At 51.8% G+C, this 22,153-nt stretch carries 17 protein-coding genes; 16 read left to right on the top strand and 1 reads right to left on the bottom strand.

The features are described 5' to 3' along the window. Positions 1-44 precede the first annotated feature (44 nt). Positions 45-275: a hypothetical protein gene (locus SK3146_RS08190; RefSeq protein ID WP_249864619.1), complete on the bottom strand. Its 231-nt coding sequence runs from the start codon at positions 273-275 to the stop codon at positions 45-47. On the opposite strand from SK3146_RS08190, the gene SK3146_RS08185 reads away from it, so the two are divergent. From SK3146_RS08185 to SK3146_RS08110, 16 genes are all read left to right on the top strand, one after another. Then, a complete protein-coding gene (locus tag SK3146_RS08185; RefSeq protein ID WP_249864618.1) occupies positions 274-1,641 on the top strand; it encodes an extracellular solute-binding protein in 1,368 nt (455 codons plus the stop codon). The two genes, SK3146_RS08190 and SK3146_RS08185, sit on opposite strands and share 2 nt — an antisense overlap. Positions 1,642-1,691: 50 nt before the next feature. Beyond that, entirely contained in the window at positions 1,692-3,677 is a 1,986-nt protein-coding gene (locus SK3146_RS08180; protein ID WP_249864617.1) for a rhamnogalacturonan lyase family protein, read from the top strand. Between the two features lie 370 nt (positions 3,678-4,047). Further along, positions 4,048-5,352 (top strand): purple acid phosphatase family protein, encoded by a 1,305-nt coding sequence (locus tag SK3146_RS08175; protein ID WP_249864616.1) that lies wholly within the window; start codon positions 4,048-4,050, stop codon positions 5,350-5,352. Positions 5,353-5,505: 153 nt separating this feature from the next. Beyond that, positions 5,506-7,842 (top strand): helix-turn-helix domain-containing protein, encoded by a 2,337-nt coding sequence (locus SK3146_RS08170; protein WP_249864615.1) that lies wholly within the window; start codon positions 5,506-5,508, stop codon positions 7,840-7,842. A gap of 211 nt (positions 7,843-8,053) precedes the next feature. After that, the gene (locus tag SK3146_RS08165) at positions 8,054-8,965 is read left to right on the top strand and encodes an ABC transporter permease (protein ID WP_249864614.1); all 912 of its coding nucleotides are present in this window, start codon (positions 8,054-8,056) and stop codon (positions 8,963-8,965) included. An 18-nt stretch (positions 8,966-8,983) separates the two neighbouring features. Further along, positions 8,984-9,877, top strand: coding sequence for a carbohydrate ABC transporter permease (locus SK3146_RS08160; RefSeq protein ID WP_249864613.1), 894 nt, complete (start codon positions 8,984-8,986; stop codon positions 9,875-9,877). A gap of 34 nt (positions 9,878-9,911) precedes the next feature. Continuing rightward, positions 9,912-11,528, top strand: a complete 1,617-nt coding sequence (locus tag SK3146_RS08155; protein ID WP_249864612.1) for an extracellular solute-binding protein — start codon at positions 9,912-9,914, stop codon at positions 11,526-11,528. 13 nt (positions 11,529-11,541) lie between these two features. Then, positions 11,542-12,636: a Gfo/Idh/MocA family protein gene (locus SK3146_RS08150; RefSeq protein ID WP_249864611.1), complete on the top strand. Its 1,095-nt coding sequence runs from the start codon at positions 11,542-11,544 to the stop codon at positions 12,634-12,636. Continuing rightward, on the top strand, positions 12,633-13,622 hold the full coding sequence (locus tag SK3146_RS08145; RefSeq protein WP_249864610.1) for a Gfo/Idh/MocA family protein: 990 nt from the start codon (positions 12,633-12,635) through the stop codon (positions 13,620-13,622). The genes SK3146_RS08150 and SK3146_RS08145 overlap by 4 nt, the downstream gene beginning before the upstream one ends. Beyond that, positions 13,619-14,602 carry a Gfo/Idh/MocA family protein gene (locus SK3146_RS08140; protein WP_249864609.1) on the top strand — a complete coding sequence of 328 codons (984 nt, stop codon included), beginning with the start codon at positions 13,619-13,621 and terminating at the stop codon, positions 14,600-14,602. The genes SK3146_RS08145 and SK3146_RS08140 overlap by 4 nt, the downstream gene beginning before the upstream one ends. 60 nt (positions 14,603-14,662) lie before the next feature. Continuing rightward, positions 14,663-15,742 (top strand): Gfo/Idh/MocA family protein, encoded by a 1,080-nt coding sequence (locus SK3146_RS08135; protein WP_249864608.1) that lies wholly within the window; start codon positions 14,663-14,665, stop codon positions 15,740-15,742. A gap of 46 nt (positions 15,743-15,788) precedes the next feature. Beyond that, positions 15,789-16,931 (top strand): Gfo/Idh/MocA family protein, encoded by a 1,143-nt coding sequence (locus SK3146_RS08130; protein ID WP_249864607.1) that lies wholly within the window; start codon positions 15,789-15,791, stop codon positions 16,929-16,931. Beyond that, positions 16,924-17,907 (top strand): Gfo/Idh/MocA family protein, encoded by a 984-nt coding sequence (locus SK3146_RS08125; protein ID WP_249864606.1) that lies wholly within the window; start codon positions 16,924-16,926, stop codon positions 17,905-17,907. Before SK3146_RS08130 ends, SK3146_RS08125 begins: the two co-directional genes overlap by 8 nt. A 330-nt stretch (positions 17,908-18,237) precedes the next feature. Next, a complete protein-coding gene (locus tag SK3146_RS08120; protein WP_249864605.1) occupies positions 18,238-19,323 on the top strand; it encodes a putative 2-aminoethylphosphonate ABC transporter substrate-binding protein in 1,086 nt (361 codons plus the stop codon). Between the two features lie 32 nt (positions 19,324-19,355). After that, a complete protein-coding gene (locus tag SK3146_RS08115) occupies positions 19,356-20,429 on the top strand; it encodes a putative 2-aminoethylphosphonate ABC transporter ATP-binding protein (RefSeq protein ID WP_249866224.1) in 1,074 nt (357 codons plus the stop codon). A 14-nt stretch (positions 20,430-20,443) separates the two neighbouring features. Next, positions 20,444-22,150, top strand: coding sequence for a putative 2-aminoethylphosphonate ABC transporter permease subunit (locus SK3146_RS08110; RefSeq protein ID WP_249864604.1), 1,707 nt, complete (start codon positions 20,444-20,446; stop codon positions 22,148-22,150). Positions 22,151-22,153 lie beyond the last annotated feature (3 nt).

Here is a 22,153-nt window from a genome sequence, read left to right as displayed (position 1 = left end):
CTCTAAAAAATTGTACATGCTCTAAATTATTGATCATTGCCTATTCACCGCCCGGAACTAAAAATGGAAATATCCGAGGCCATGACAAGGTGTTCGGAAATATTGTTTTCTTTTTTAGGAGGTTTATCTATGAGGCTGAAAGGAACAACAAAAGCTTCTATGCTGGCCATGCTGACTGCGGCAGCCGTCACCGTCAGCGGATGCGGATCGGGCAGCGGGAAGGCGGAAAGCGAGAAGAAGGCGGAAGCGGAGAAAATACCAACATTTAAGGTCATGTTCGATTATAATGTGGACTCCAAAGGCATGTCGCTCTCGGACAACGAATACATTGATTATTTGCAGAAAAAAACAGGTGTGCGGGTTGAGTTGGATACCCCTGGTACCGCCGGGTATTTGGACAAGCTGAATATTATGATGGCTTCCGGACAATACCCGGATGCATTCGAGGTGAACGATCAGGATAAGAACAAGCTGCTGCAGTTTGCAAGCGATGGATTGCTTACCGATATAACACCCTATTTGGATAAATACCCGAATCTAAAAAATGCGATGCCCAAGGAAGCGTGGCTCCCGGTTACACAAAACGGGAAAATATGGGCTATACCGTACAATCGGCACGACGCATTTAATCAGGTCATTTATATTAATAAAAAGTGGCTGGATACGCTCGGCCTGCAGGTGCCGCACACGATCGACGAGTTTTATGGGGTCATGAAAGCATTTACCGAGCAGGATCCTGATCGAAACGGCAAAAACGATACCTACGGTCTCATCGGGCTGAACGATTTATCGTATGGAGGGCGCATTTTCCAAGCCGCATTCGATGCCGAAACGTATAAATACCGCAACAATGAGCTTCTCCCTCCGGAAGTAACGGATGAGTACAAGAAATATTTAACGTTTATGAGCAAGCTGGTCTCCGAGAAAATTCTCGATCCGGAATGGGCGACCACGACCGGTGCAATTTTTCGTCAAAAAATTAATACCGGCAAATACGGCATATTTAACGGCTTCTGGCACTTTGCGAGCGGGAAAGAGTTTGCCCCGGGGATCATGGATAACTATATCGCCATTGACCCTCCGCTGCATGAAGACGGAACGCCTTCCGCATTTAATTATAAAACGACCAACCGCCATTATATCGCAATTCCTAATGAAACGAAGAATGTCGAGGCGCTGCTGAAATTTATGGACTGGGCTTTGTCGCCGGAAGGTACACGCTATAGCTATCTGGGCATCGAAGGGAAAGACTATACTGAAAATAACGGCAACTACGTGAAAACGGCGGATCCGGCCAATCTGCACTGGGCCTTCTCCCTGATCAAGCACGGTCAGCTGACGGATGATGTAAAAAAATATATGCAGACGCAATATTCCGATAATGTAATCGCCAACCTGACCATGGCTAACAAAATCGGCAAATTGGACAAGGTTGCTGCAGCGCTGCCTTACAACCCAGAGCTTGCCGCCTATGGACTTCCGAAAATTGCACAGGAGTACACGGCCAAAACCATCCTTGGCAATCAAAAGGTTGAAACCAGTTGGGATGATTTCGTGAAGAAATACCGTTCTTCGGGCGGGGACAAGGCGATTAAACAATACACCGAATGGTATCAAAAGGAAGGCAGCTCATTAAAATAAGGTTCTGAAATAAAGCTGAACCAATTCGAACCGGCTTGGAGGTCTATACAATGATCACACTGCTGCACGACAACTTTACGCAATTTTCAATCGGCCCGTTTCCGTATGATCCAAAGCATTCTGCGATTGGTGAATATCATTACTATCCTTCGGAGGGGAATCGAGGGGGATGGTACGATCCGGTCGTGTATTACGGCTGGCTCGGGCCGACCTGGATTGTGACGGAGAACGGCGGAACGAAATATATGGAGCAAACCCGTCCGCAGGCGGCAATTAAACATCACTGGCCACTGCTCGTGACAGGGGAGGAAAATTGGCGGGATTATACGGTAGAGGTGACTATCCGGCCGTTGTCTACGCATTCGAATACGGGCTTCGTTTTCCGGTATCAGCATGCGCGGAGATACTATTTCCTCGGCTTCGAAGACGGGAAGCTGGTATTGCTCAAACGCGACCAGGAGAAAATCGTCCCGCTGGCGGCGGTTCGCTTTCCTTATGATGCCGACACCTATTACCGACTAAAGATTTCCTGCTCAGGTCAAATACATAGAGCCTTTATTGAAGATTGCGAGCTGCTGCAGGTCGAAGATGCCGACTATGCGTATGGCAAAATCGGGCTGGCCTCCCGAATGCCTGCCCAGTATACGGATGTGGCCGTCACCATGACGGAAGAGCAGCATCAAGCATGGCAAGCGTCATCTACCCGCGATAAGCTGGAGCTCGCAAAGCTGCGCAGCGAGTACCCCCAGCCGCGTTTGTGGAAAACGATTGATTTCAAAAATTTCGGAACGGCACGGCAAATCCGTTTCGGCCATTTGACGGGTACCGACGAGCTTCAAATGGTGCTGGCCCAGCATCAAAAACGCGGTCATAAGGATGCCTATGCCCATATCAGCTGCTTGACGGCAATGAATCTGAAGGGTGAAGTGCTATGGCAGCTTGGCGAGCCGAGCACTCTGGCCGATCATGCGCTGCTGTCGGCGGACCTGCCTTTTCAGATATGCGATATTGACGGTGACGGCTATGACGAAGTTATCGTGGCCCGCAATTTTGAACTGATGATTTTGGACGGTCGTACCGGGCAAGTAAAAAAATCGATTCGTACGCCGCTATCCTCCGAGCTTCAGGGACCGCTCTACAGCCTGCCGTTCGATCAGTATGCGTTCGATCGCATTAATGTAGATGCGATTCGCATCGCCAACTTCTCCGGCAAAGCCGCGCCTAGCGACATCATCATCAAAGACCGCTATAGTCGGGTCTGGGTATATGATTGCGATTTGCAGCCATTGTGGACATTCCATGAAGGCATTACCGGCCATTTTCCATATACGGCCGATGTGGATGGCGACGGCAAGGACGAAATGTTTATCGGCTATCATTTGGTTGATCATGATGGACGCCTGCTGTGGACCCTGCCGGTGGAAACGGATCATACGGATGAAATCCTGATCGGCCACTGGGACCCGTCTCGTAAAGATGCGCTTATTGCCATCGCCTCCGGCGACGAGGGCTTTATGATCGCCGATTTGCATGGTAAATTGCTGCACAAGCATATGATCGGGCACGCCCAGCGGGTAAGCGTCGGCAATTACCGTCCGGATCTGGATGGACTGGAGCTGTGCGTAAGCACCTTCTGGGGGGAGCAGGGCATCGTCTATTTCTTCGACGGAACGGGCCGGCTGCTGAATCAATTGGAACCGACATGCAACGGAAATCTGATCACGCCTGTAAACTGGACAGGGGATGGGCGAGATTTGGTGCTGCTAAACGGCAATACGCAATACGGCGGTTTAATCGATGCATTCGGCAGAAGGGTCGTGACCTTCCCCGAGGACGGACACCCTGATTTGTGCGCGGAAGTACTGGATTTGACAGGGGACGGCCGCGATGAAATATTACTGTGGGATACGCAGCGGATGTACATTTATACGCAGGACCGACCAGCCGCAGCTGATCCGGTCGTTGTTCCGGACAAGTATCCGCACTATAATGCTTCGAATTACCGTGGGGAATTTAATTATCCGAGGCTGCGGTAAATGACATTTTTAACCATAATTCTAACAAAAGAAGGCTCATGCGTCGTCGGCGCATGGGTTTTTGTCTTGAGTCGCGTCGTATTCGGCCGGATTCGGCTTACCTGAATGCACGGCGGTACGTCGAACAAAAATGGTAAAAGGCGGCCACCAGCCGCCGCGGCAAAAATGTGAGAATCCTAATATGTATTGTATATGTGAATACAATGAGACCATAGCACCTATGTTTATGGAATGATTCCCCTACTAATCCAACGATAAATTATTATAGAATGAAAAAATGATCACGCTTTCAAATTCGTCATGGAGGTAAATGAACACAATGGCAGTAAAAAAGCGAATGCGAAGCTCTAAAGCCCGCACGATTCTTTTCATGAGCCTGCTGGTTGCCGCAGTACCTTGCATGAATGTCTCGCTGGCCGAACCGCTTGCGGCCAAGACTTCGGAAGCCGATATGTACAAGCCCGCGCCTATCCCGGATCGGATTATTCTGAACTGGAATGGCGATCCTGCTACCACTCAAGCCGTCACATGGCGTACGGATGTGAGCATCACCGCGCCCCAAGCGCAAATTGCCGTAGCCGAGGACAGTACCGCTTTCAAGGACAAGGCGGTAACGATTATGGCCGTCAGCAGCAGTGAAGTACAGGGAAATCAGCCCTATACGGCCAAATTCCATACGGTCCGCTTCGAGCATCTCATCCCGAACACCAAATACGTTTACCGTGTGGGGGATGGCGTGAACTGGAGCGAATGGTTCGAGTTCTCCACAGCTTCCGACAAGGCTGAGCCGTTCTCTTTCCTCTACATCGGAGATATTCAACACGATATTCTTGAGCACGGTTCCCGCGTCATCCGCCGGGCTTATTCCGATCACCCCGAGGCGAAATTCATTATCCATGCCGGCGACTTGGTCGATCGGGGGGATGCGGATGAGCAGTGGGGCGAATGGTTTAAAGCCGGCGGCTGGATAAACGGTATGGTTCCCAGTATTGCGACTCCCGGCAACCATGAATACGAGAGGATCGAACCAGGCGCGAAAAAAGGTCTCTCGCCGTATTGGCGTCCGCAGTTCGCCCTGCCGGAGAACGGTCCCGCAGGCTTAGAGGAAACCGTCTATTATACCGACTATCAAGGCATGCGCATCATCTCGCTCAATACGAATACGAAGTTTGTGAAATTGGACACGCAGGCGGCATGGCTCGAACAGGTGCTGGCCAACAACCCGAATCAATGGACGGTCCTGACGTTCCATCATCCGATCTTCGCCAACTCTCCGGACCGGGACAACGCCGAAGTCCGTGAAAAGCTGCTCCCGCTTATCGAAAAATACAATGTGGATTTAGTGCTTCAAGGCCATGATCACAGCTACGCCCGCGGCCATATCGACAATCTTACGCCGGGAACAAACGGTCAGAGCGCAGGGAGCGGCACCGTATTTGTCGTCTCTTTTGCCGGTACTCATATGAAAGAGCTTTCCGATAAAAATTGGACAGATAACGGAGCTCAAGTGGATCACTCCCTAGCGAACACTCAGCTGTACCAGATCATCCGAGTGGACGGAGGCGTAATGAAATACGAAGCGCATACCGCTACCGGCAGCTTGTTTGACGGCTTTGAGATCCATAAGTCACCAAGCGGGGAAAAGCAGATCTCTCCGTTATTGTCCTCCCCGTGAACCTGTCCAGAACATGAAACCAAATAGAGAACGAAACTTCCATCGGAGGGCGCAAGCCCTCTTTTCCTTCACTCCCCCGTCATCCGATACAGGATTTCCCGCCGCTTCGTCGAATGTAGTTACGTAGAACTCGAAATGGCGGTGAACAACTTTATGAAACTGCTTTCATTCACCTACCCAAGCAGAAAACGTTCCATCCGGTTTTACAAATATTTTTTGTCTTATGTCATATTGCTGGTGGCCATCTTGTTTATTGTCGGTACGGTGGTGTACGGCAACTTTATTACGACGCTGCAGAATGAAGTGGAAGCTTCGACGGTAAGCAGCCTGGCGCAAATTCGCGACATTACCGATACCCGCATCAGGGAAATGGAAAAAATATCGCTGCAAATCTCCTCCAATCCCGACCTCACCCCCTTTAAAGTGTCCGAAGAAGGTTACTCGTCCTATAAGGCCATCAAGGAGCTGGGCAAATACCGGTCCAGCAATTCTTTGATTTACGATATCGCTTTGATTTATACGTCGCGGGATACGGGGAACTTGTACGCTGCCAGCGGTGTTTTTAACTATGCCTCGTTTTTCGGTCATTTTTACCAATATGAGACATGGAGCGAAAAGCAGTTTTTCGAGCTGCTGGATACGCTGACGATGCCGGTGATGAGGCCGGCGGAAACGGTCAAAATCAACGGCGTCGATTCCAAAAAGCTGGTGACCTACATATGCCCTTTGCCGATCAATCAAGGCAAGCCTTACGGGGCCGTCATGTTTCTTATCGAGGAATCCAAAATGAGGGCCATACTGGATAACGTTGTAAACAAGCATTCGGGATATATGTACATAATGGATAAAAATAATGAACCGCTTGTATCCGCGGGCTTCAGTACACAAGGGCAGACGACGGCCGAACAGCTGTTTGCCGCCATAGGCGCCGAATCGCTGCAAGGACAAGTGAACCAGCTGCGCAGCCGTTACGGCGATTATTCGATCATCCGGCTTACCTCCGATTACAATATGTGGACTTATGTCGCGGCCATTCCTACGGAAAATTTTTTGGGTAAAGTGCTTGCCGGCAGAAGGGTTTTTAACTATACGGTATTGTCGTTATTTGTGATCGGGATGCTGGCTTCCTTTTTGTTGGCGAGCAAAAATTACCGTTCCTTGCGTGCCATCGTTCAACGAATCGCCGACCGCAAGGCGGTGAAGGAAATGGCGGACAACATGGATGAGATCGCCTATTTGTCCCAGGCGTTCGACAAGGTGATTTCGGAAAAGGAAGGGCTGCTGAAGCAGCTTGGGAACAAAAGCGAGCTGATGAAAGAACGCATATTGATCTCGCTGCTGAAAGGCAAACAGGATGTCCGGCACCATATGCCGGAGATGCTGAGCATCTCGGGACTCGTTTTCGAACACCCGGCGTTTGTCGTGCTCCTGTTCGGAATTGACGATTTTCAGCGCTTCCGCTCGGAGAACAGCCTTTCCTTGCAAAATCTGTTTAAGTTCAGCATTATCAATATTGCCGAAGAGTTATCCCTGGAAGCGGGAATCGGGTACGGGGTCGACTTGATCGACGATCGCGGCGTCGTGCTTGTGTTAAATTATTGCGCGGCGGACGGAGAACGGGCGATGCTGACGGAGCTTGCGGAAAACATTAAACGTTTTTACAAACAAAATTATAAATTTTCGCTGACGGTAGGGATCGGGGGGATCGTCCATGATCTGTCTATGCTGGCCCGTTCTTACGAACAAGCGAATAAGGCGATAGCCTACCGGTTTATTAAAGGCAGCGATCAGGTGATTTATTATGACGACATCGATTTTGAAAGCCCTTACAGCGATTATTATCCATGGGAGCTGGAGGAGCAGCTTATAAAAGCGCTGAAAGCAGGCAAAGCGGAGGAAGCTCAAGCGCTTGTTTCCCGCATTTTTGACGAAATTTCCGGTCGTTCCTTATCGCTCGAATCCGCCAAGTATGTCTGCTCCGGCATCGTTCATAAAATGATCGGCATGATGGACGAGCTGAATTACAAAATAAGCGAATACTTGCGCGAGCATCTGGAAACGATTCTCGTTCAGGATTTCGAAACGCTGGAGATGGCAAGACGAATATTGAGCCAAGCTTGCCGGCAAATATGCGAGCATATTTCTCAGCACAAGGAAAGCAAAAATTTCATTTTAAGCGATAAAATCATTGCATATATCCAAGAAAATTATAACGACAACGGCTTGTCGCAGGAATCGATTGCCGGCCGGTTCAACCTATCGCCTTCTTATGTATCCCGTTATGTGAAAGATCAGACCGGGGAAACGCTGAAACAGCATATCGATAGGCTGCGGATGGAGGAAGCCAAAAAATGGCTGGCCCACAGCGAGCTGACCGTCCGGCATATTGTCGAGCGCGTGGGTTACGTGGATGAAACTAATTTTATCCGAAAATTCAAAAAACAGGAAGGGATTACTCCTATCCAGTACCGGAAAACCTTCCATCTGTAACAAATTGCATAGGAAAGTGCAGAAATGCCGATGCCCCGCCCGGATGCGGCGCGGGCCGCTTGTAATGACATGCCGATGCTTGACACGGATTGCAGATAGACTAAAGCGTGTCCGCTGAACTATAGTCAATCTCATCGGGACATGCTGCCGGCGGACGATGCCCTGAGCCGCATTTGCGATGATTGGATGAAGGGAGGGGGAGGAAGCATTGATGACGAAGACTCCATGGCTCAAAGCGATGCATAGAAACTGGGATTTATATATGCTTGTTTTTCCGGTCGTGCTGTACTTCATCGTATTTCACTACATTCCTATGTACGGGGTGCAAATTGCCTTCAAAGATTTTATCGCCACGAAAGGCATTGCCGGCAGCCCATGGGTGGGCTTCAAGCATTTTGCGCGATTTTTCGATTCTTATTACGCTTGGCGGCTAATCCGCAACACGCTCGGGCTCAGCTTGTATCAGCTCGCCGTAACGTTTCCGGTTCCGATTATTTTGGCGCTGCTTATTAACGAAATAAGAAACCGCCGGTTCAGAAGGATTTTGCAAACGGTTACATATGCGCCGCATTTTTTGTCCACCGTCGTGCTTGTCGGGTTGATTTTGACCTTCTTGTCGCCGAAAAACGGAATGATCAATCTCATTATCGCCGCTTTTGGCGGAGAACCGATTTATTTTATGACGGAAGAAGGATGGTTCAAAACGATTTATGTACTTTCCGATGTTTGGCAAAACACCGGATGGGCCTCGATTATTTACTTGGCCGCATTGGCCGGAATCGACCCGCAGCTTTATGAAGCGGCGGTCATGGACGGAGCAGGCAGACTGAAACGGATGATCCATATTACGATTCCATGCCTCATGCCCACGGCTACCATTTTGCTAATATTGAATTTCGGACATGTCATGAGCGTCGGGTTTGAGAAGGTCTACTTGATGCAGAACAATTTGAACCTGGAAACCTCCGAGGTAATTTCTACCTATGTGTACAAAAACGGCCTGGTCGGAGCGCAATACAGCTTCACAGCGGCGATCGGCTTGTTCAACTCGGCGGTTAATTTTGCGATGCTGCTCATCGTGAACGGCATCTCCAAAAGGGTGAGCCAAACCAGCTTATGGTAAAAGGAGGTGCGGCGACGCATGGATTTGGGAGCAAGGGAAGGCTGGGGAGACCGCCTGTTTAACGCCGTTAATCTGGCCGTACTATCGGTCATTCTGGTCGCGGTGCTGTATCCGCTTATTTTCGTCATCAGCGCTTCCATTAGCGATCCGATGCTGGTGCTGCAAGGGAAAGTATGGCTGTGGCCCAAAGCTTTGTCGTTTGAAGCGTACCACCGCGTATTTCAAAATGGGGACATCCTCATCGGGTACCGGAATACGATCCTATACACGCTGGCCGGCACGTTCATCAATATCGTTTTGACGATAGCCGGCGCTTACCCGCTGGCGCGTAAAGATTTTGTCGGCCGCAACGTGCTCATGGCGCTGTTCACCTTTACGATGTTTTTTAGCGGAGGGATTATTCCTACGTATTTGGTCGTGAAGAGCTTGGGTATTGTGAACACATTCTGGGTCATGGTGCTGCCGAATGCGGTATCGGTCTTTAATTTGATTATTATGCGCACCTTTTTTCACAATTCAATCCCGATCGAGCTTCAGGAATCCGCTTTTATGGACGGAGCCTCAAACCTTCGTATCCTATGGAATATTGTGCTGCCGTTGTCCAAGCCCGTCATTGCGGTGTTGATCCTATACTATGCGGTCGGGCACTGGAATTCGTTTTTTAATGCGCTGATCTATTTGTCCGACCGGGCGAGATACCCGCTGCAGCTCATATTGCGGGAACTGCTGATTCAAAACCAGATGGAGCAGATGCTGTCCGGCGATTCCGAATCGATGGTTCAGCAGATGATGATAGCCGAGGGTTTGAAATATGCGATTATTATCGTATCGAGCCTGCCTGTCTTAATCATGTACCCTTTTTTGCAAAAGTATTTTGAAAAGGGCATGATGATCGGGGCGATCAAAGGTTAACGCCTATTACTAAACAAGCCGGGAGGGATTCGCAATGAAATGGAATACATGGGCAGCACTGCTTTCGGTTGCCGCCGTGTCGGCAGGCGCTTTAGCGGGCTGCAGCGACGCCAAGGAATCGGCATCCCAAGACGGGCCGCCGTCGCAGCCTCCGATCAACGCCGCCGGGTTTCCTGTCGTTAACGCTCCGATCACCATTAAAATGATGGGCGCCAAAGGACCGCTGCATGCCGAATGGAACGATATGCTGGTGTTTAAGGAATATGAGAAAATGACCAACATCAAGGTAGAGTTTGAGGCGGTACCGCAAAACGGTTATGTGGAAAAAAGAAATGTGAAGATCGCCGGTGGAGATCTTCCCGACGCCTTTTACCGCGCTCAGTTCACGCCGGCGGATGAAGTCAACTACGGCTCGCAGGGCATCCTCATTCCTCTCAACGATCTGATCGACAACTATGCGCCGAACCTGAAGGCGATTTTTGAAAAATATCCGGATGTGAAGCAGAGCATTACCGCACCCGACGGCAACATCTATACTTTGCCGCAGTTGAATGACCAGCTGGCGCCGCGATTGTCGAGAAAAATTTGGATTAATAAAAAATGGCTCGATCAGTTGGGCATGTCCGTACCGACCACGACGGAAGAGTTCTACAACGTGCTTAAAGCGTTCAGGGATAACGATTTGAACAACAACGGCAAGAAAGACGAGCTTCCATGGACAGGAGACAACCAGTTCGATATTTTGACGAACATAAGAGGCTCGTGGGGAATGGGGACGACCGGCAGCATCGGGAAGTCGTTCGTGGATAAAGGTCCGGACGGGAAGGTGCGCTTTTTCGCAACCGATCCTAAATATAAGGAGCTGCTGGAATATTTGAACAAGCTGTACAAGGAAGGGCTGATCGATAAGGACGTATTCACCCAAGAGGTGCCGCAGTTCAGCGCCAAATTGACGCAAGGGGTCGCAGGCTCTTTCTCGGCCAGCAACGTCAATCAGGCGGGCTCCAAATATATGGACGACTTCGTTCCGCTTCCCGCGCTGAAGGGACCTTACGGCGACCAGTTGGTCTCCACGGTTGTGCCGATGACCCAGAACCAGGGCACCTTTGCCATAACCAATAAAAATAAATACCCGGAGGCGACGATGCGGTGGGTAGATTATTTTTACGGGGAAGAAGGCGTCAAGTTTTTGCGGATGGGTATTGAAGGAGTGACTTACGAGAAATTGCCTGACGGAGACATCCAATATAAGGAAAATATACGCACCAACCCGCAGATGTCGCTCGATCAGGCGGCCGGACAATTTTCTCCGTGGCCCGGCGGGAACATTCCGCAATTCGTCCAGATGAAATACGACAAGACGGGCAACACCTTCCCGTCGTCCCTGGAATCGGCCAAACTGCTGGGTCCGTATATTCCGAAGGAGATTTGGCCTAATTTCCTGTTTACGAAGGATGAGCAGGATCAGCTGAACTCGCTGAACAACGACATCATTACGTACGTTCAGGAGCAGCAGATCAAATTTGTTACCGGCGCGGTATCGCTGAACAACTGGGACCAGTACGTAAGCTCCATCAAAAAGATGGGCGTCGACAAGCTGCTGGACATCTATGGCGCGGCATACGAGCGTTATAAGAAAAATGGAAAGTGAGGATGTTGAGCTTATGTCCAAAACATTAAAGCTGGGGATAATCGGCTGCGGCGGGATTGCCGTCAACAAGCATTTGCCCGCATTGTCCAAAATCACAACCGCCGAGCTGGCCGCATTTTGCGATGTGTTCCAAGGCAGCGCACAAAAAGCGGCCGATCAATACGGAGCGCCCGGCAGCGCCGTCTACACGGATTACAGGGAGCTGCTCGCCGATCCGTCCATCGACGTCGTGCATGTATGCACAAGCAATGACAATCATGCCGAGCTTTCAATCGCCGCTCTGCGCGCAGGCAAGCATGTCATGTGCGAGAAGCCGATGGCCAGGACGGCCGCGGAGGCGGCGCAAATGCTGGAGGTTGCCCGGCAAACGGGGAAAAAGCTGACGATCGGCTACAATAACCGGTTTCGGGCCGACAGCCAGCAGCTATTTACAATTTGCCGCAACGGCAGCTTGGGGGACATTTATTTTGCCAAGGCGCATGCGGTTCGACGCCGGGGGGTTCCGGCGCGGGGCGTGTTTCTGGATAAAGAAAAGCAGGGCGGCGGACCGCTGATCGACATCGGCACGCATGCGCTCGATTTGACTTTATGGCTGATGGATAATTACAAGCCGCGGATGGTTGTCGGAACGGCTTATCACCGGTTGTCGCAAATGGAGGAAACGGCAAGGAGCGGTGGATGGGACCCCAGCCTCTTTACGGTGGAGGATTCCGCCTTCGGCATGATCGTGATGGAGAACGGAGCGACGGTCATGCTGGAATCGAGCTGGGCGTTAAATATACGGCAGGAGGGTGCGGCTAAGGTGACGTTATGCGGCAGCAAGGGCGGAGCCGATATGTGGGACGGTCTATGGATCAACGGGGAAAGCGAAGGCAGGCTGTACGATCAGCATATTCATCTGGACGGCGCGGGCACGCCCTTCAGCCAGGTTCGCAGCAAGGCGATCGAATTGGAGATGAAGCTGTGGATCGACAGTATTTTGTCCGATCGGGAACCCGCCGTCAAACCGGAGCAAGCTTTGGTCGTGTCGCAAATATTGGAGGCGGTGTATGAATCCGCGGAGACCGGCAAAGCCGTTTATTTCAACGAAGGGGAGCGGATGGGATGAAAGCGGCTTTAATAGGCGATGGGCAGATTGGACTGTCCTATGCGCGAAGCTTGAGCAAACTGCGCGATACTGCTTGTTGGGCGGGATTATGCGGCGTGACGGACGGAGAGGCGATTCGGCTGGCGGAAGCGGCCGGCTCCCCCGTATTCCGGACTTATGAGGAGATGATGGAGCTCGCGGCCCCGGATATCGTATGCGTGTGTATGCCGCCGCATATGCAACAGGAATACGTGCTGAAGTCCATCGAACGGGGAAAGCATGTTTTCTGCGAAGCGCCGCCTGCCGTCGATGCGGATTGGCTGAAGCCGGCGTTTCAAGCCGCCGAAGCCAAGGGCGTACGTTTATTGGCAGGCCAGGCCGAGAGATTCGCGCCGTATTTCCGGGATATGAAAAGCAAATTGGACAAAGGAGCTATCGGAGCCCCGGGAGTCGTTCATATTCAGCGCTCCGCTCCTTATCCGGCGGAAGCGGGGGATCGCCATGCCGATGCCGGCGCGATTCGGGACGGCGTTATCAGCCGATGGCTGCCCAAGGACATATTCCTGCTGCGATGGATGCTGGGAGAGATCAATACGGTCTACGCTCTGAACCCGCGCGCTCCGGGCGTGGATTATGCGCTCGTGACGCTGCGGTTTGCAAGCGGGGCGATCGCCAATATAGCGGAATATTGGGGCGATGCGGAGCGTTACCGTTACAGAATAGAGCTGGCAGGTTCCGAAGGCGTTATCCGTTACGACAGCAACAACACGGCCAGCATTGAAGTGAAGCGGCGGAACGAAGCAGGAGATTCGATCGAGACCGATAGTCCATCGGTGCGCAGCCCGTATGACGAGCAGCTGGCTGACGTATTGCGCTGCATTGCAGAGAACTTGCCGCCGATTGTCGCAACGGAGGATATTGTGACGGCGATGAACATTGCGGAGGCAGCGTGCATATCGCTGGAAACCGGAATGCCGGTCCATCTGAATGGAGGCGAGCGGATATGAACAAGCTGAAGGTCGGGATGATCGGACTCGCCCATACGCATGGGGAATCGTTTTTGAAAGCGCTGGAACGCAATCCGCATGCGGAAATAGCGGGCATCTCGGATGAGAACAAAGCGTACGCAGAGCCGTTCGATCGGATGTACCCCTATTTTGAAGACTACAGGGAATTGCTGCGAACGGACATCGAAGCCGTTTTTATTTGCTCGGAAAATATACGCCATGCCCCTCTGACGCTGGCCGCAGCCAAAGCCAGGAAGCATGTGTTTTGTGAAAAGCCGTTGGGCGTTTCCAAGGAAGACATGCAGGCTATGGTGGAGGCGTGCAAAGAAAACGGAGTGCAGCTGATGACGGCGTTTACGAACCGGTATTCCCAGGCTGTCGTTCAAGCGAAGGAAGTGATCGACAGCGGAGGGATCGGCAAAGTGCTGGCCGTCAAGTGCACCAACAAGGGCGGTTTGCCTAGACGGGACTGGTTTACGGATCGCCGTCTGTCCGGAGGCGGGGCGATGCTCGACCACTCGGTCCATGTCATCGACATTTTAAATTGGATATTGCGTTCGAGGGTCGTTCAGGTTTATGCGGAATCGGGTACGTTGTTCCACGATATTCCGATTGACGATATGGGCATGATTCATTTCAAATACGCAAACGGCGTTGTCGGGGTGCTGGATACGAGCTGGTCGCGGGTGAAGGCGTTTCCGATGAAAAGGGATTTGACTTTGGAATTTATCGGGACCGGGGGAACGATTGCCGTCGACGTCCGCAATATGATCAATGAAGTATACAGCAATTCCGCGGGCAGCGCGGCATGGAGCGATTGGAGCGATAATTTGAGCGAGCTGATCGTCGCCGATTTCGTCGACTGCATTTTGACAGGGCGGCCGGTGCCGATCACCGGCGACGACGGAATGAATTCGGCTGTCGTTGCGCTGGCCGCTTACGAATCGTCCCGGCTCGGGAAGCCCGTCGATTTGCCGTAAATTCAGCCGCCGGCTCAGGCGGTTTATCCAAGAGCACCGTTACAGAGGAGGTTTCATGCCATGGGAGAAGAGCTGCGAATCGGCATTATCGGCTGCGGAGGGATTGCAACTGCGAAGCATATGCCGAGTCTGGCCAAATTGCCACAAGTCCGTCTGGCCGCCTTCGCCAACCGAACGGAGGATAAGGCCCGTCAGGCCGCTCGCACGTTCGGGGCGGCCGATGCCAAAGTATATACGGATTACCGCCGTCTGCTCGAGGATCGCACGGTTGATGTCGTTCACGTTTGTACCGCCAACGATTCGCATGCGGAGATCGGGATAGCGGCGTTGGAGGCAGGCAAGCACGTCATGTGCGAGAAGCCGATGGCCAGAACAACGGCCGATGCGAAGCGAATGGTCGAGGCGGCCAAACGCTCGGGCAAGAAGCTGACGATCAGCTATAACAACCGCTATCGTCCCGATTCGCAATATTTGTATCAGATGTGCCGCAGCGGCGATTTGGGGCATATTTATATGGCCCAAGCCCATGCGCTGCGCCGCCGGGGCGTCCCGACATGGGGCGCGTTCCTCGATAAGGAGACGCAGGGCGGCGGACCGCTGATCGATATCGGCACCCATGCATTGGACCTGACGCTATGGCTGATGGACAACTATAAGCCCCGAACGGTGCTGGGCAGCGCGTTTCATCAGCTCGGCAAACAGGCGAATGCGGCTAACCCTTACGGATCGTGGGACCCCGCACAATTCACCGTTGAAGACTCCGCGCTGGCGATGATCACGATGGAGAACGGCGCAACCGTGACTCTGGAGGCCAGCTGGGCGTTAAACATCGTCCGCGAAGGAACGGCGAAGGTCACCTTATGCGGAACCCAAGCCGGCGCCGATATGTGGGACGGATTGACGATCAACGGCGAGAAATACGGAAGACTGTATACGACGCAAATTCATCTTCAGCCGAAGGGAATTCCGTTCTATCAAACCCATGAAGAAAGTCCGGCGGAACTGGAGGCGCGGCTGTGGATCGAAGCGATCCTCAGCGGCGGCGAGCCGGTCGTCAAACCGGAGCAGGCGCTGGTCGTACAGGAAATACTGGAGGCGATTTACGCTTCGGCGGAAACCGGGCAAGCCGTGTCGTTATGACCGGCCGAAGCCGGGTCTGCACAAACTGAAGCTTAGGAGGCGGATTATGATCAACATAGCGATGATCGGAGCCGGCGCAACCGGGAAGCGGTATGCGCAGCATCTGTCGGCAACGGGGCAAGCCGAAGTCGCCGGTATCTGCGGCGAGAACGGCGAAGCGGCCGCGGAGCTGGCGGAGCAATGCGGATGCCGCGTTTTCTCAGCGTTTGAAGCGCTGATTGAATCGTTGCCGCCGGGCTCCGTACTTGTCTTTACGGGCGCTTCGGATAGCCGACGACGGAACATACTTCATGCGCTGGAGACGGGCTATCATGTAATAACCGAAATGCCGGCAGCTTGCCGGCCGGAGGAGCTTCAGGAGATGCTCGCGGCCCGGACGTCCCGAAGCCGATTGTTATTCACAAATCCGGGGCGATTTGCTCATCACAATACGGATCTGCGGAAGCGAATCGCAGCCGGGACCATCGGCAGTCTCGGGGTGATCAACGTGAAGCGCTATTGCCCGTTGACGTTGCTACCGGAAGATCAAGAACAGCGGCGGCATGCCTGCCGTTCTCATGCGTTCGAGCCGGGCTTAACCGAGGCGGCATGGGCAAGCGGGATTCGTTGGACAGGCGGACTGCGGGAGGATCAGGGCGAGGAGCGGCCGGGAGGCGCATTGTATCGGCTGGCTCTGCAGGATATCGACATTCTCCGCTGGATTGCCGGAGAAGCGGCATCGGTATATGCCATGCGGACGGCCTCGGAGCGGCTCGACTATATCCTGGCGACTATCAAGTTTCGGAACGGAGCGATTGCGAATCTGGAAGCGTATTGGGGGTATCCCGGAGAATACGCCTCAGCCGCCGAATATGCCGGTTCGGGAGGCGTGATCCGTTACGATAGCCGCAAAACGGACGCACTGCATCTGTATAAATATGCGGAGGCGGAGGTACATCCGGGACATCGCGGATTCAGCCCATCGTTCCGCAATCCGGAATATGCCGATCTTCTTCATTTGCTGGACTGCATTAAGGAAGGCAGGGAGCCGGTGACGGCTGCGGAGGATGCGCTTGAAACGATGAATTTGGCATGGGCGGCCTCTCAATCCATACGTACCGGACTGCCGGTAGAGCCGGTATCGTGCGCACCCGCTGATGCTTCAAGCGCGAGCAGCGGCGGCCGGAGAGGGGGCGGGGACAATGCGTAGTTTGAAGATAGGAATGATCAGCTTTGCTCACCTGCATGCAGTCAGCTACTTGCAGGCATTGATGCAGCGCAATGATATAGAGCTGATCGGCATCGCCGACGAAAACAAGGAGCGGGTAGAGCCGTTTATTCGGCAGTACGGTCTGCCTTACTATGCGGATTATCGCGAGCTGCTGGCAAGCGACGCCGATGCGGTCATTATTAGCTCCGAAAACTCCAGGCACGCAGAGCTGACGATAGAGGCGGCGAAACAAAAAAAGCATGTATTATGCGAAAAGCCTTTAGGTATTTCCGTGGAGGAAATGCGCAGGATGATCGAAGCGTGCAAGGAAAACGGCGTGCAGCTCATGACATCGTTTCCCAACCGTTATATTCCCATGGTGATTGAGGCAAAACAAGCTATCGAACGGGGAGAGATCGGCCGGGTAGCGGCTGTTAAAGCTACGAATAAAGGGGAAATGATAGGCGGTTGGTTCAACGACCGGGAATTGTCGGGAGGCGGTTCGATTATCGACCATACGGTGCATGTCATGGATTTATTGAACTGGATGCTTCGTTCCAAGGCGGTAGAAGTATATGCGGAAGCAGGCAGCTTGTTCCATGGCGTCGATATCGACGATGCAGGAATGGTCCACGTTAAATTCGCCAACGGAGTGATTGCCGCCCTCGATGCGAGCTGGTCGCGAACACGCGCATTTCCGTATAAACGGGATTTGACGATGGAAATCGTCGGAACCGACGGTGTGATCTCGATCGATTATTTTGCCCAAATCAACGAAATATACAGTGAAGCGGGCGGTTATGCGGAGTGGAGCTATTGGGGCGATAATAAAGATGAACTGCTGATTGACGATTTTATTACCTGCTTACAAGAAGGAAGACCTGTTTCGATTACCGGGGAGGACGGGTACCATTCAACGGTAATTGCGCTGGCCGCCTATGAATCGATTCGCCTCAAAAAGCCGGTGAAGCTTTAAAAGCGTGGTGAAAAAAGAGCGGAGGGGCCATTTGAATCCAGAAAAGCGTTAGCGTTCGCCTTTGTCCTCCGATTTCAATATCAGTCCCGGATAAAAAGCTGCATAGATCGCGATAGGTCGCAACCATACGGTGCTTACACTGTATGGTTTTTTTCATGGATAAGCATGTGAGTTTACATAAAATAAATACAACAAACAACAACAATCATACAGAACAATCAACAAAATTAATCATTTGTTTACATAGAAATGACGCTCCGTTAACAAAACTGGAGTACAGTTAAGTTGAAAAGAAAATGACATTAAGCCAAGAAAAGGGAGATATCGTCCATGAAAAAAGTAGTTAAGTTTTCTGTTGCAGTAACATTATTGGCATCGCTTCTTGTGGGATGCGGCACCAACAAAACCACAACATCGGGCAAACCGGGAGAGGCGGACGCAGGACAAGCGGCAGTCAACAACAAAGAGCTGACGATTTATACGGCGCTGGAAGATGACCAAATCAAATCGTACTTGGAAACATTCAAGAAAGCCCACTCCGATCTTAAAATCAATATCGTTCGCGACTCCACCGGCGTAATTACCGCCAAATTACTGGCCGAGAAAGACAATCCGCAGGCCGATGTCGTCTGGGGTACGGCTGCAACCAGTCTGCTTGTGCTGAATCAAAACAGTATGCTGGAGCCTTATGCGCCAAAAGGGGTGGAACGCGTCGTTCCGGAGTTTAAAGATACGGCGAATCCGCCGGCTTGGGTCGGTATCGATGCTTGGGAGACGGCATTCGTCGTAAATACCAAGGAGATGGAAAAACGTAATCTGCCTATCCCGCAATCGTATGAGGATCTGGTGAAGCCGGAGTATAAAGGGTTAATTACGATGCCGAATCCGGCCGCCTCGGGCACAGGCTTCCTGACCGTCAGCGCGCTGGTGCAGTTAATGGGTAAAGACAAAGCCTGGACGTTTATGGACAAGCTGCACGACAATATCGGCATGTATACGCAATCCGGCTCCAAACCTTCCAAGATGGCGGGCACCGGCGAATACCCGATCGGGATTTCTTTCGGCTATCGCGGTATTACCGAGAAGAAAGGCGGGGCTCCCGTTCAAGTCGTCTTCCCTAAAGAAGGCTCCGGCTGGGATGTGGAAGCCAACGGACTCATTAAGAAGAAGGCGCTCAAGCCGATTGCCAAGGAATTCCTCGATTGGGCGATCAGCGAAGATGCCATGAAGGAGTATAACAAAAACTATGCGATTCTCAGCGTAAAGAGCGACAGCAGCCAAATTCCTGAAGGCTACGAGAAAGATCCGGTGAAACAGTTGATTAAAAACGACTTGAATTCGATGGCCAAAGAACGCGACGGCATTCTTAACGAATGGCAAAAACGTTACGACTCGAAGAGCGAAGGTAAAAAGTAATCCGTTTAGCCGCAAATGAGAGGTAGGACATGATGTCAGACTATTTGAAGATCAATCAGGTAAGCAAATCGTTCGGTACATTTGATGCTCTAAAACAAATCCACATCGGCATCCGAAAAGGAGAGTTCGTTTGCCTTCTGGGACCGAGCGGCTGCGGTAAGACGACGCTGCTCCGAATCCTGGCCGGACTGGAATCGCCCGATTCCGGTTCGGTCGTTATGAACGGGAAGGATATGACTTATGTATCCCCCGCCAACCGCAAATTCGGCATCGTATTCCAATCGTACGCCTTGTTTCCCAATCTGTCGGCATATGAGAATATTGCCTACGGTTTGAAGGGAAAAGGAATGACCAAGCGGGAGATTCACGGGAAAGTGGAGGAAATGCTGGAGATGGTCGGTCTTAGCCAGGCCAGAGACCGCTATCCTTCCCAGCTTTCCGGCGGTCAGCAGCAGCGTATTGCGTTGGCGAGAGCTATCGCGTTATCGCCGGATATGCTGTTGCTCGATGAGCCGTTATCTGCGTTAGACGCCAAGGTGCGCCATAAGCTGCGGCAGGAAATATGCGATCTGCAGAAAAGGCTTGGCATTACGACGGTCATGGTCACTCATGACCAGGAAGAAGCGCTCACGATGGCCGACCGGATCATTGTCATGAATCATGCCGAAGTCATTCAGATCGGCACGCCGGAGGAAATTTATGATCGGCCGAGGACGCCTTTTGTCGCCGATTTTATTGGGACTATGAATTTTATCCATCGGCAACCGGACCCGAGAAGCGAACTCAAGAATGAATGCTTGTTATCGGTCCGGCCTGAGCATATTCTAATCGTATCGAAGCCTATGGAAGGCGGCATTCATGTCGTTCTGAAATTTATTGAATTTCGCGGTTCGTTTTACCGGATTACGGTGCAGACCGTGCTGAGCAGCCAGCGAATCGACGCAGGACAAGCGCTCAAGATCGATGTGCCGGTTGAAGAATTCCGCCATCTGAAGCTGAATCAAGGCGACAAATTTATGGTCGTTATTCCGGAAGAAAACCTGATTATGTTCCAAGATCAAGTGAAGCTGGACATGGAGCTGCTGGAAACGGCGGCAAGTAAATGAGGAGTACACGTAGCATGTTATTTACACGGAAGACAAGGCAGCGCGCCGGATTCGAAGGATGGTACATCCGGTTTTTGCTGATCGGTATGCTTGTCATCATGACGGTTTCTATTCTGCTGCCTTTGGGCGATTTATTTGTAAAGGCATTTCACAATCAACAGGAGGAATGGGTCGGGCTTGCCCATTTTGCCAAATATTTATCTACTCCTGCATTGTCAAGATCGGCCGGGCATTCGATCTACGTTTCGCTTATTACGACTTTGATTTCCGTAGGGGGTGCATTTTTTTACGCTTATGCGTTGACGCGCGCGAGGATACCGGGCGGCAGATGGTTCCGTTACATCGCGCTGCTGCCTTTGTTTGCGCCGACGATGATGCACGGGATTGCTCTGACCTATTTATTCGGCAATCAGGGTTTGGTGACTACAGGGTTGTTCGGTTTGCTGCCAGGCTGGAATATTCAGCTGTACGGAAGCACGGGGATTATTATATCCGAGATCATTTATACGTTTCCGCAGGCGTTTCTGATTCTCATGGTATCGTTCTCCATAGCGGATTACCGGTTGTACGAAGCATCGGAAACGCTTGGAGCCGGGAAGTGGAAGCAGTTCCTCACCATCACGCTGCCTCAAATGAAATACGGGTTGATCGGCTCGCTCTTCGTTTGCTTGACCCTTAGCTTTACCGACTTCGGAGCGCCCAAGGTCGTAGGAGGCCAGTACAACGTACTGCCGACGGACATCTATAAACAGGTTATAGGACAGCAAAATATGTCCATGGGCGCGGTGATCGGCATCCTGCTGACGATTCCCGCTATAGCGGCCTTTTTCATCGACCGGTTCGTAGAGCGCAAGCAGAATACCATGGTATCCGTGAAATCGACTCCCTATCAAATCAAGCCTAACCGGCTGCGCGATGTAATCTATACGGTCTATTGCACGATTATCGCTTCAGGCATCGCGGTATTGCTTCTTACGGTGCTCTTCGCCTCCTTCGTTAAGGTGTGGCCGTATGATTTGAGCGTTACGCCGAAACATTACGATTTCTCCAACGTATCGGCCGGCGGGTTGACTCCGTTCTGGAACAGTCTGCTCGTTGCGCTGCTAACCGCCGTCCTCGGTACGGTCATTGCGTTTGTACATTCTTATCTTATCGAGAAGGTAAGGATCTGGAAGGGCGTCCGGCAAATCGGTTACTTTATCTCTTTGCTTCCGTTAGCCTTGCCTGGACTCGTTATCGGGCTCGGATATATTTTTTTCTTCAACCGTCCGGAGAACCCTTTACATGGAATATACGGAACGATCTGGATTGTTGTGCTGGCGAATATCGTCCATTTTTATTCCGTGTCGTTCGTTACCGCAACAACATCGCTGAAGCGGTTGGATAAAGAGTATGAAATCGTTTCGGAATCGATGGGCGTGCCGGTTTACCGCCTGTTTTTCCGTGTTGCGGTACCGATATCGCTTCCGGCTCTATTGGAAATTGGCGTGTATTATTTTGTCAATTCCATGGTAACCATTTCGGCTGTCGTCTTTCTGTATTCGCCCGATTTCAAGCTGGCTTCGGTTTCCATCGTCAATATGGACGATGCGGGTGACGTGGCGGCTGCGGCAGCTATGGCCAGCCTTATTATGCTTGCGAATATCATCGTCAGACTAGGCTATGAATATGGGTCCCAGCGTTTGCTGAGCAGGACGGATGCTTGGCAGAGGAGGACGTAGCTT

The organism is Paenibacillus konkukensis (genome assembly GCF_023523925.1).
Taxonomy (GTDB): domain Bacteria; phylum Bacillota; class Bacilli; order Paenibacillales; family NBRC-103111; genus Paenibacillus_S; species Paenibacillus_S doosanensis.
This window is presented reverse-complemented; position numbering and strand designations above follow the sequence as displayed.